We start from the raw sequence: 11,331 nt of genomic DNA, 5'->3' as shown, positions 1-11,331 counted from the left end.
AAAATCAAAGGGCAAACTAGAAAACTAGCCGCAGGTTGCTCAAAACACTGTTTTGAAGTTGTGGATAAAACTGACGAAGTCAGCTCAAAACACTGTTTTGAGGTTGTGGATAAAACTGACGAAGTCAGTAACCATACCTACAGCAAGGCGACGTTGACGTGGTTTGAAGAGATTTTCGAAGAGTATGAGTTTATTTTTTACCTGACTTGTCCATATTCCAGAAGTCTGTCACGGCTCCGCGTGAAGCAGATGATACGATGTGGGCATATTTACCGAGGACACCACGGCTATAAAGTGGTGGCAAGGTTGTTTCTGCCTTGCGTTTTTCAAGTTCTTCTTCGGATACGGCCATGGAAATTTCTTTGGTATCTTGGTCAACCGTAACGATATCGCCTGTACGAAGGTAGGCAATTGGTCCACCATCCTGAGCTTCAGGAGCGATATGTCCAACAACCAGACCATAAGTACCACCAGAGAAACGTCCATCCGTCAAGAGGGCAACCTTGTCTCCCTGACCTTTACCAACAATCATGGATGAAAGGGACAGCATCTCAGGCATACCAGGACCACCCTTAGGTCCAACGAAACGAACAACGACTACATCGCCATCAACGATTTCATCTGTCAAAACAGCCTGAATGGCATCTTCTTCTGAGTCAAAGACCTTAGCAGGCCCAACGTGACGACGCACTTTAACACCTGATACCTTGGCAACTGCACCGTCAGGAGCAAGGTTTCCGTTCAAGATGATAAGCGGACCGTCCGCACGTTTTGGATTTTCAAGTGGCATGATAACTTTTTGACCTGGTGTGAGGTCTGCAAAGTCAGCCAAGTTCTCAGCAACTGTCTTACCAGTACATGTGATGCGATCTCCATGAAGGAATCCATTTGCCAACAAGTACTTCATAACCGCAGGGACACCACCGACTTCGTAGAGGTCTTGGAAGATATACTGACCAGATGGTTTCAAGTCGGCCAAGTGAGGCACACGCTCTTGGATCGTATTGAAGTCCTCAAGTGACAAGTCAACATTGGCAGCATGGGCAATGGCAAGCAAATGAAGAGTGGCGTTTGTAGAACCACCGAGAGCCATCGTCACAGTGATGGCATCTTCAAAGGCTTCACGAGTCAAGATATCTGATGGTTTGAGACCAAGCTCCAACATCTTAACAACAGCACGTCCTGCTGCTTCGATATCTTCTTTCTTATCAGCTGATTCAGCTGGGTGAGATGAAGAACCTGGCAAACTCATACCCAAAACTTCGATAGCAGTCGCCATGGTATTAGCAGTATACATACCACCACAGCCACCAGGGCCAGGGCAGGCATTACATTCAAGACGTTTCACGTCCTCAGCTGTCATGTCACCGTGGTTCCATTTTCCGATACCCTCAAAGACAGAAACCAAGTCAATGTCTTTGCCATCAAGATTTCCCGGTGCAATCGTTCCACCATAGGCAAAGACTGCAGGGATATCCATATTGGCAATGGCAATCATAGATCCAGGCATGTTCTTGTCACAGCCACCGATAGCGACGAAGGCATCCACGTTGTGACCACTCATAGCCGCCTCGATGGAGTCCGCGATGATGTCACGAGATGTTAGAGAGAAACGCATACCAGGCGTTCCCATAGCGATCCCGTCTGCTACGGTAATAGTTCCAAACTGTACAGGCCAAGCGCCTGCAGATTTGACACCTTCTTTAGCCAGTTTCCCGAAATCATGCAAGTGAATGTTACATGGTGTATTTTCCGCCCAAGTCGAAATCACTCCCACAATCGGTGTTTCAAAGTCCTTATCTGTCATACCAGTCGCACGAAGCATAGCACGGTTTGGTGATTTTACCATACTGTCATAAATGCTACTGCGGTGACGTTTATCTAATTCAGTCATTTGTTCCCTCCCATTTCAGTTTTTACTATTATAGCACATTTTAAAAGCAATGAACAGAAGGAAATTCTTGAATTTTCAGAAAATTCTATATACATATGAAATATTTAAAACTAAAAACAACAAAGCGGATTAGTGTACTTTCTGATGACCAGAATATGCTTTTTAATCCGCTTTCTTTAAATAACGTACTGTAATTGTTACAAAAATTCTTTCAGAACAGTGTATTTAACATCTATCTTGCATTATAAATTTCTAGAACCTTCTCTTTTATATTCGATTCACTCAAACCATATTCATTAAGAAGATAATCCATTTTCCCTACTTGACCGAATCTTTCTTGAACACCCATCCGATGAATTTTTGTCATTCCATCATCAGAGAATAATTCACATAAAGCACTGCCAATTCCACCTATCTGATTGTGGTTTTCTACAGTAAATATAGTTTTTCCACTTAACATTGTTTTTATCTGTTCTGGTATCGGTTTGATTCTAAATAAATCTATCACACCTACTGAATAACCTAATTTAGATAGTTCATCTGCAACTCGAATACTTGGAGCAACCATTATGCCAGAAGCAACGATTACAACATCTTCACCATGTCTTAACTCAACGTAGCCTTTAGAAAAATCTTCTCCACCTTGATATACAGCCTCTGGAGCTTTTCGAATTGTTCGAATATATTTTAGTCCTTTTAAGTCTAATGTCTGGTTCAAGATTTCACGAAATTGGATATCATCAGTTGCTTCGAAAATGATTGATTTAGGAATTAAACGTAACAATCCAATTTCTTCAAATGGCATATGTGTCCCACCATTCATTTCTGCAGTTACTCCTGCATCTGATCCAATCACAGTGGCATCCAATTGTGCGTATCCAAGAGAAATAAATAATTGATCAAATACTCTTCGTGAAGCAAAAGGGCCAAATGTATGAAGATAAGGTCTAAACCCCTGAATAGATAAACCTGCTGCAAGTCCGACCATCTCTGCTTCCATGATCCCAACATTCACATAACGATCTCCAAAGTCCTTTTCAAGATTATTAGTAGCCATCGAACTTGACAAATCTGCTTCTAAAACTACTATATCAGAATAACTTTGGTTAGCCTCTAAAAGGAAGTCTCTATATACATGCCGTAATTCCTTCGTACTTCTCATCATTCTGTTTCCTCCAATTCCTGACTTAATCTTTCTACAACTGAAGTTAACATTTGTCTCTCCTCTACAGTAGGGCGAAGATGATGATTGGATTTCATTTCTTCCAGCTCTTGAACCCCTTGACCTTTAATAGTGTCTAATACAATGCACTTAGGTGATAAATTATTTGACTGTTTTAATTGAACAATCCCTTCATAAATTTCTCTAATACCTGAACCCTTGACCCTAATGGATTCAAATCCAAATGCTGAAAATTTTTCTACGAAATCACCTGGATTACAAATATCCTTTGTAAAACCATCTAATTGTTTTTTGTTATCATCAACAAATACAATTAAGTTGGATAACTGTTGATGAGAAGCAAACTGTATAGCCTCCCAACATTGTCCCTCATTTAACTCACCATCTCCAACAATAGCATAAGTATAAAAGGGACTCTTTCTTATTCTCTGACCATATGCAAGTCCAGTTGCAACACTAATTCCCTGTCCTAAAGATCCAGTTGTCATATCTATGCCCGGCGTTAGATTTCTATCAGGATGAGACGGTAATTTGGTTCCATTTGTATTTAAAGAATATAAGAATTCTCTGTCAAAGAAACCATTCAAATAGAGTGTACTGTATAGAGCTGGTCCTCCGTGACCTTTTGATAATATAAAATAATCTCTATCTCGTGCTGCAAATATTTCTGGAGTCATTGGCATTATTTCACCATAAAGCACTGCTAAAACTTCTACTATAGACAGACTTCCTCCGTAATGTCCGAATCCAAGATGATTCAATGTTCTAAGAGTATTTAATCGGATGTTAGTCGCAAATTTTCTTAACTCATCTTCTCTATTTTCACTTAAAATCATCCCTTATTCCTCCTTTGCAGATGGCTTTTTAATAAAGGATACTCCAAACATAACTGCTAGAATAAGAACAAGACCAATCACAATGCCTGCTTGTGAGCCAAATTGATTTAACATTCCTAAAATAATTCCTGATAGACCAAAATCTGCATCTGAGAAAGTTGATCCTTGGAAACCAAGTCCTCCCAAAACTGGCATTAAAAAGACTGGAAGAAAACTGATTAAAATACCTTGTAAAAATGCTCCAATAGTGGCTCCACGAACACCACCAGATGCATTCCCAATGACACCTGCAGTCGCTCCACAGAAGAAATGAGGCACAACACCTGGTAAGATAACAACCGTTCCTGAAGCAATCATAATTGCCATACTTACTAAACCACCAACAAAACTAGAGATAAATCCAATTAGAACTGCATTGGGTGCATAAGTATAAACAATCGGACAATCCAAAGCAGGTTTTGAATTAGGTACAAGACGCTCTGAAATACCTTTAAAGGCTGGAACAATTTCACCCAAAATAAGGCGAACACCTGCTAAAATAACAAATACCCCTGCTGCAAATTGACCTGCTAATTGTAAAGCATAAACTAGACCACTTGTACCACTACTGATTTCTTTTTCTATATATTCTGACCCTGCAAAGATAGCTACAATAATGTAAATAACTGCCATGGATAAAGTAATACTAACAGTACTATCACGTAAAAAAGCTAAACTCTTTGGAAATTTAATGTCCTCTGTTGATTTTGATTTGTCACCGATAAGGCTACCAGTAAAACCACTCAACCAATATCCCAAAGAACTGAAATGACCTAAAGCCACCTTGTCATTTCCAGTTAATTGAACCATATATTTTTGCACAAATGCTGGGGAAATACTCATAATAATACCGAGTGCTAATCCTCCTAGTAAGATAAGAGGCAGGCTAGTAAAGCCAGCAACTGATAAAATGACCGCAATCATACACGCCATATATAGAGTGTGGTGCCCTGTTAAAAAGATATATTTAAATCGAGTAAAACGAGCGATTAAGATATTGAACACCATGCCTGCAAACATAATCATTGCAGTAGCTGAGCCATATGTTGTTAAAGCTACAGCTACAATTGCTTCATTATTCGGCACAACGCCAGATAAATGAAAAGCATGCTCAAACATGGTACCAAATGGATTTAAAGAATTTTGTACAATTCCTGCACCACCAGATACAACTAAGAAACCAACAAAGGTCTTAATTCCACCTTTAATAATATCAGGTAATTTCTTCTTCTGAAGAACTAATCCTAAGATTGCAATTAAAGCTACTAAAATAGCTGGTGTACTAACAATATCCAATATGAACTTCATCATGACGCTAGCCTCCTATATAAGTCCTTTTTCTTCACAAAGTTTAGTAATTAATTCTCGTAGTTCATCCATATCAATAATACTATTTAAGATACGAACATCTCCAAGATGACTAGCTGAATCAGCTAGATCACGACCAACAATCCAAATATCCGCTGCATTTGGATCTGCTCCACCTAAATCATAGTGTTCAACTTCTACATCCGAAACATTCAAATCACTCAATACAGATTCAATATTCATCTGTACCATAAAACTTGAACCTAATCCTGAACCACAAGCTGTACCAATTTTTAACATTATCTAATCCTCCTGTTTAATTATCATTTTAATGTCATCATAGTTTTTTGATGATATTAAAGTTTGAACATGATTTTTATCTCTTAAAATTGTTGTTAAATGTGACAAAGCCTTTAAATGACTCTCATTATCAATGGCTGCAATACAAATTAACAATCTTACCTCCTGTTCTGGATTATCCAATAAATAAATCGGTTCTTCCAAAACTAACATTGACATTCCTATTTCATTCACACCTTCATCTGGCCGAGCGTGAGGAATTGCTACTCCCTTCCCTAAATTAATAAAAGGCCCAAACTCTTCTACTTTTTGAATCATTGCCTCAGGGTAGTTCTCCGTTATCTTATCTTGATCCAAAAGCGGTTTAGCTGCTAAACGAATCGCCTCCTTCCATCCTAATTTTTGCGAACTAACCTGATAGGTTTCTTTGGTAATAAGTTGTTCTAGCACTGGTACAATTTCCTTTCTATCATTTTTTTGATAAAGATAATTCTTTAACGCCAATCTTAATTCCAATTCTTGTGTAATAATTCCATATCTTTTGACAATATTCAGGATTTGTTCAATCTCAAAATCTCCATACTCTAAATTCGGAAAATCTTTTAACACTAGTTCTACTAGTTGTATTGCTTGCTCTTCAGTCATCATAACCGAAACTAGATAATTTGGCTTTTCTGTCTCCACCTTTATGGTAGAAAAAACCATATCATAGTCACTACTAGCTTTCACCTGTAAATCATCAATCTTTGAGGTTCCTATAAACTCAATTTGAGGAAATAATGCTAATAGATTCTCTTTTAACATCAATGAAGAACTAACACCATTAGGACAAATGATTGCTGCTTTATAGCATTTTTGAGGCAAAGTATCTGCTTTCTTTAAATAACCTCCGAAATGGATAACAAAATATGCTGTTTCACTATCAGGTATGGGATTGTCAATAGCGTCCATCAAGGGCATCAAAGAATCTTTGACTAATTCAAATAAATCAGGATAATGTTCTTTAACATGCAATACATATTCATTTGAACTAGGTAGGCCGAACTTTAATCTATAGTAAGCCGGTATAAGGTGGCGGCGAAGATTTTCTCTCAATCCTTCCCTTTGTTTAAAATGTAACAAAGAAATATCTTCCATTCTACTTATAATAGCCTCTGTTAGTTGATTAAAGTAAACCGGAGCAACATCTACTTCACCTTCAAAGCAACTTGATAATAAAACTGTGATATAGCGATAATCATCCTCAGAAAACACCGTATCTATAATTCCCAAATCAACCACTGTATCCAATAAAATAGTGGTTATATCTTGAATAACAGGAGATACTAATGTCTCTGAAAGACATACTCTTTCAACATCCCTTTGATACCTACACAGAATGAATACTAAACCGAAAAGGCAAACTTTTAATTGATTAACAATAGGTACTAGCTGTAGCTTCTCATAATAATCTTTAACTACCTGATTTATCAAATCATAAGTTAATGAATACCCCCAACTGGATAAAACATAATCCAAACCCCAAATCCCTATGGAGGATTCCAGCAACTCACTAACCATTTGAAAAGCTAAGCGGTGCTTATTCCACTCTGAACCGTGTAAAGTATAACCTTTTGCTCTACTGTACCCTAGCTCCAAATCATTATCTAACATAATCTTTCTTAATGATTGAATATCAGATAAGGTTGTATTCTTACTTACTTTCAAAAAGTCTTGGTAATGATTATTCGATATAAAATCTAATCGGCAAAAAGTGTAAAGATAGATTAAAGCTAAGCGAGTCGACTTTGGTAAAACCAATTCATCCGACTTAATAATATCTGTCAAAGACTGCTTCGTACGATTTGATAAACTATAGCGACCTTGCTTTTTATCCAGCACTATCCCTTTATTAGCTAGATAAGGCACTAAATAATCTATTCCTTCTTTGACTTCCTTTATAGGTAAGCTCACCTTAACAGATAATTCATATAATGATAGCTCACAATGATCCATCAAAGTCATCAAAATAACTAGTGCTCTATAATCAAACATTTCTCTTCCTTTCTAACTACAATTATAGTGTAAAAGTTATAAGAATAAAAGAGTATTTGAGCACAATATAATCTCACCTTTTAAAAGAAATTATTGGGCTGAAAGTTTTTAGTGATTATTTTCAACTTTCTATTGACTTTTAAAAACAAAGTGATATCATTTAGATATCAAATAATGGGAGGTCATTCTTATGACTGAAAAACTAATCAATTCAAAACCAAATGGTGTATTCGCATTGATTCTCATTGAATTGACGCTCGTACTTGGTGTCTTTATATTTATAATGGGTGTTACATTTTTGGAATTATTATCGGACCTTTACTAATCGTAATTGCAGGTCTAGCTCATGCTGGTTTAAAAGTTGTCAAACCTCAGGAAGCTCTGGTTCTGACACTCTTTGGTAATTATACAGGTACCATCAAAGAACCTGGTTTTTACTTTGTCAATCCCTTCAGCGTAGCAGTCAACCCTGCAAACCACACTCGACTTGGACAAAGTGGTGATGTTAGCACAAAATCTCCTTTTTTAGGAGCTAAATCATCAAATGACAATGATGTAAATCTTGAAATTGGCAAGAAACAGATTTCCCTCAAAGTCATGACCTTGAGCAATTCTCGTCAAAAAATCAATGATTGCTTAGGAAACCCTGTAGAAATCGGTATCGCGGTAACTTGGAGAGTTGTCGATACCGCTAAGGCAGTCTTCAACGTTGATAACTACAAAGAATATCTTTCATTGCAATGTGATAGCGCCCTCCGTAATATTGTCCGCATCTATCCTTACGATGTGTCTCCTAATGTGGATACTACGGGTGACGGGCAAGCAGATGAAGGTAGTCTCCGTGGCTCTAGCGAAATTGTTGCTAACCGTATTCGTGAAGAAATCCAAAGTCGTGTTGAGGATGCTGGCTTGGAAATCCTTGAAGCACGTATCACTTACCTAGCTTATGCTCCAGAAATTGCTGCCGTTATGCTTCAACGCCAACAAGCATCTGCCATTATTGATGCACGTAAGATGATTGTAGATGGTGCTGTAGGAATGGTTGAAATGGCACTAGAACGGCTCAATGAAGGGGAATTGGTAGAACTTGACGAAGAACGAAAAGCTGCCATGGTTTCAAATCTCCTTGTCGTTCTTTGTGGCAATCATGATGCACAACCAATTGTCAACACAGGAAGTCTTTACTAAAGATGGCTGAAGCTAAAAAAAAGCAGATCCCCCTTCGACTCTCAACAAAGTTATACGCTGCACTCGCATCATGGGCAGAAGACGACTTTCGTTCAGTCAATGGGCAAATAGAATATCTCCTCACAGAGTGTGTCAAGCAACGGAAGAAAGACGGAAAATACGTATCAGAAACCATTGACGAACCATTTGAGATTGATATTTAACATCTTCTCCTGTCTGACAAGTCGGACAGGAGAATTTTTTCATCTTTTTTTGTCAAGTAACTTTACTTTACAAAAAAAATGTGTTATCCTAGTATGGTTGATGAAAATCAGTAGATTGAATCGAATATAAATACCTAAAGGAGAAATCAAAATGGCAGTACCTGCACGTCGCACTTCAAAAGCGAAGAAAAACAAACGTCGTACACACTACAAAGTAACAGCTCCATCTGTAAACTTTGACGAAACTACTGGAGATTACTCACGTTCTCACCGTGTATCACTTAAAGGATACTACAAAGGACGTAAAATCGCTAAAGCTGCATCAGCTGAATAATAGAAGGGAGATACCATGCGCGTAAATATTACACTTGAACACAAAGAATCTGGTGAACGCTTGTACCTTACTTCTAAAAACAAACGTAACACTCCAGACCGCCTTCAATTGAAGAAATACTCACCAAAACTTCGCAAACACGTTGTGTTTACAGAAGTTAAGTAAGCATTCAATACGAATCAATACAGAAGAAAAACGCTGATCAGCGTTTTTTTCTTTTGGTTAATTATCTTATATTTCAATTCAGACTCTACTTATCCTACAATCTTTTTTTGTAAAGCTGATTTGAATCAGGTAATTTTAGCACGTTACTACACTTTACTGCACTCTACTGCACTCTACTGCACTCTACTGCACTCTACTGCACTCTACTGCACTCTACTGCACTCTACTTAACCAATGTATAGTATTGATTTCTATCTTGCTTGCTAGTGCCATGCCATTCAAGTATTCCTTTATTTGCAAGATTCCTTAATAACTTACTAGCAAAATTTCTACTTCGATTAGTTATTTCAGAAGCTAGAGATGTTGTCATTTTTTCACCTGTATTATACATGATGTATAAAATAGTTTTTTCATCATCGTTTAGATCACTAAATTGGTCATATTTTTGTGCAATTTTATCGCTAACTCTTAAATGCCTACTGACAATATTATTTTCTAGAGTTAACATAACCTTATTCCCCGATTCAGAATATTTTGGTTCATGTAGAAAGAATGATTCCATTTCTGTATAGATACGTTTCACCCCTTCATTCATTTCCCTAACCCACCCAAATTCTGTCAAAATTCTAGCTATACGAGGATTTCTAGAAAAGCGTTCATGTTTTATATTCTCAACTGTAACAATATTTGGTAATTTGCCTGGACTATGAATTTCCAAACGATTATCAAACATCATAACTCTAATATAATCACCTGATACTGAGTAATTCCTATGCGTCACTGCATTGACAACTCCCTCAAACCAAGCAAATTCAGGATATTCAGGTAGAATTTGGAATTGGCCATTATCATCTAAATATTGAAACTCCCGAAGCTGTGTACGAATAAAATCCCTTACTTTATTAATTAGAATTGGAAGGGCATCTTCAAATGTCACATCTTTAACGACATTGAATGTACTTCCCGTACCCATATCAACGCCATCAAATCGTAAAAAACGTATCCTTGCTTGAGGGAAGAAACTAGATGGATACTTCCCAAATAATAGAATAGAGGCTTTAGTCAACTGACCATCAACTAATAAGCGCCTAGCTTTCAGTATTTCTTCTGTACTTCTATCTTTGCTCACAAATTTGGTCTTATACTCATTCACAAGTTCTTCATCAATATCATCTAAAGTTGCTCCTGCTACAATTTCATCCTCAAAATGACGTTGCCCCTTATCGTAACTCAACTGTATACGTTGTTCAAAACCTAATTTAACAGATTCATCACCTTGTCGTAAATAAACATCATCGTTGGGAGCAGTAATCACTCTATCAGTAGATACTTCTACAGAAATAATTAAAATAAAATCTTCTTCCTCTTTATAATTTTTAACTTCTAATTTAGTAAATTTTAAACTTAGAGGATTATCTCTTAATGCTCCCTTAAGTTTTTCAAACTCTTCAATTGGATACGCATTCCCATCCTTAAAACCTGTAATAATATTATTTCTTTTTTCATCCTCAATACCAATGACTAATTGGCCACCTTCTGCATTCGCGAAGGCAATCAAATGTCTTAAGAGTTCCAATGGTTTTTTACGAGCGCTTTTTCTATCCAAATACTGACTTTCTGGCGCAAACTGCCAGTATGATAAACCTTGTTCCATTTACTTACTCCTAAAAATAATTAATTTTATTATATCACAACAACTAGACCATTTTTTGGGTTAAATCAACAAATCAAATTTCTAAGTCCAAAAACTCCCGACTTTATCACTTAATTCTCCGCCGACCTTACTTAATACCTTGGTACATCTGGATTTTTCGACTATTTTTCAACTTTTTTGTTTGTTGTATATA

General features: G+C 37.1%; 10 protein-coding genes and 1 pseudogene. 4 read left to right on the top strand and 7 right to left on the bottom strand.

Annotated features, from left to right (window positions below; genetic code table 11):
* Positions 1 to 190: 190 nt before the first annotated feature.
* The 6 genes from ilvD to HT723_RS07295 form a co-directional block, all read right to left on the bottom strand.
* The gene (gene ilvD / locus HT723_RS07320) at positions 191 to 1,894 is read right to left on the bottom strand and encodes a dihydroxy-acid dehydratase (protein WP_172934926.1); all 1,704 of its coding nucleotides are present in this window, start codon (positions 1,892 to 1,894) and stop codon (positions 191 to 193) included.
* A 232-nt stretch (positions 1,895 to 2,126) separates the two neighbouring features.
* Positions 2,127 to 3,059, bottom strand: coding sequence for a transketolase family protein (locus HT723_RS07315; protein WP_023941547.1), 933 nt, complete (start codon positions 3,057 to 3,059; stop codon positions 2,127 to 2,129).
* A complete protein-coding gene (locus HT723_RS07310; protein ID WP_023941546.1) occupies positions 3,056 to 3,913 on the bottom strand; it encodes a transketolase in 858 nt (285 codons plus the stop codon). Before HT723_RS07310 ends, HT723_RS07315 begins: the two co-directional genes overlap by 4 nt.
* A 3-nt stretch (positions 3,914 to 3,916) precedes the next feature.
* Positions 3,917 to 5,263 carry a PTS ascorbate transporter subunit IIC gene (locus tag HT723_RS07305; RefSeq protein ID WP_000975299.1) on the bottom strand — a complete coding sequence of 449 codons (1,347 nt, stop codon included), beginning with the start codon at positions 5,261 to 5,263 and terminating at the stop codon, positions 3,917 to 3,919.
* A gap of 12 nt (positions 5,264 to 5,275) precedes the next feature.
* Positions 5,276 to 5,560 carry a PTS sugar transporter subunit IIB gene (locus HT723_RS07300; RefSeq protein WP_000912476.1) on the bottom strand — a complete coding sequence of 95 codons (285 nt, stop codon included), beginning with the start codon at positions 5,558 to 5,560 and terminating at the stop codon, positions 5,276 to 5,278.
* 3 nt (positions 5,561 to 5,563) lie between these two features.
* Positions 5,564 to 7,594 carry a BglG family transcription antiterminator gene (locus HT723_RS07295; protein ID WP_000460921.1) on the bottom strand — a complete coding sequence of 677 codons (2,031 nt, stop codon included), beginning with the start codon at positions 7,592 to 7,594 and terminating at the stop codon, positions 5,564 to 5,566.
* A gap of 190 nt (positions 7,595 to 7,784) precedes the next feature.
* Between HT723_RS07295 and HT723_RS07290 the strand changes: the two are divergent.
* The 4 genes and pseudogenes from HT723_RS07290 to rpmG all read left to right on the top strand — a co-directional run bounded on the left by HT723_RS07290 (position 7,785) and on the right by rpmG (position 9,484).
* Positions 7,785 to 8,782, top strand: a pseudogene (locus tag HT723_RS07290) (SPFH domain-containing protein).
* Between the two features lie 2 nt (positions 8,783 to 8,784).
* The gene (locus tag HT723_RS07285) at positions 8,785 to 8,985 is read left to right on the top strand and encodes a PTS ascorbate transporter subunit IIC (protein ID WP_000796544.1); all 201 of its coding nucleotides are present in this window, start codon (positions 8,785 to 8,787) and stop codon (positions 8,983 to 8,985) included.
* Positions 8,986 to 9,136: 151 nt separating this feature from the next.
* Positions 9,137 to 9,319, top strand: a complete 183-nt coding sequence (gene rpmF, locus HT723_RS07280; protein WP_000290417.1) for a 50S ribosomal protein L32 — start codon at positions 9,137 to 9,139, stop codon at positions 9,317 to 9,319.
* A 15-nt stretch (positions 9,320 to 9,334) separates the two neighbouring features.
* Positions 9,335 to 9,484, top strand: a complete 150-nt coding sequence (gene rpmG / locus HT723_RS07275) for a 50S ribosomal protein L33 (protein ID WP_001265622.1) — start codon at positions 9,335 to 9,337, stop codon at positions 9,482 to 9,484.
* Positions 9,485 to 9,707: 223 nt separating this feature from the next.
* Here rpmG and HT723_RS07270 read toward each other — a convergent pair whose 3' ends face one another.
* Positions 9,708 to 11,138, bottom strand: coding sequence for an ATP-binding protein (locus tag HT723_RS07270; protein ID WP_172934925.1), 1,431 nt, complete (start codon positions 11,136 to 11,138; stop codon positions 9,708 to 9,710).
* Between the last annotated feature and the right edge of the window lie 193 nt (positions 11,139 to 11,331).

Source organism: Streptococcus sp. 2106 (genome assembly GCF_013277315.1).
In the GTDB taxonomy this organism is placed as follows: Bacteria; Bacillota; Bacilli; order Lactobacillales; family Streptococcaceae; genus Streptococcus; species Streptococcus pseudopneumoniae.
This window is presented reverse-complemented; position numbering and strand designations above follow the sequence as displayed.

Coding starts and splice junctions, on each gene's coding strand:
- rpmF (WP_000290417.1), top strand. CDS start 9,137: ATGGCAGTACCTGCACGTCGCACTTCAAAAGCGAAGAAAAACAAACGT.
- HT723_RS07270 (WP_172934925.1), bottom strand. CDS start 11,138: ATGGAACAAGGTTTATCATACTGGCAGTTTGCGCCAGAAAGTCAGTAT.
- ilvD (WP_172934926.1), bottom strand. CDS start 1,894: ATGACTGAATTAGATAAACGTCACCGCAGTAGCATTTATGACAGTATG.
- HT723_RS07285 (WP_000796544.1), top strand. CDS start 8,785: ATGGCTGAAGCTAAAAAAAAGCAGATCCCCCTTCGACTCTCAACAAAG.
- rpmG (WP_001265622.1), top strand. CDS start 9,335: ATGCGCGTAAATATTACACTTGAACACAAAGAATCTGGTGAACGCTTG.
- HT723_RS07295 (WP_000460921.1), bottom strand. CDS start 7,594: ATGTTTGATTATAGAGCACTAGTTATTTTGATGACTTTGATGGATCAT.
- HT723_RS07300 (WP_000912476.1), bottom strand. CDS start 5,560: ATGTTAAAAATTGGTACAGCTTGTGGTTCAGGATTAGGTTCAAGTTTT.
- HT723_RS07305 (WP_000975299.1), bottom strand. CDS start 5,263: ATGATGAAGTTCATATTGGATATTGTTAGTACACCAGCTATTTTAGTA.
- HT723_RS07310 (WP_023941546.1), bottom strand. CDS start 3,913: ATGATTTTAAGTGAAAATAGAGAAGATGAGTTAAGAAAATTTGCGACT.
- HT723_RS07315 (WP_023941547.1), bottom strand. CDS start 3,059: ATGATGAGAAGTACGAAGGAATTACGGCATGTATATAGAGACTTCCTT.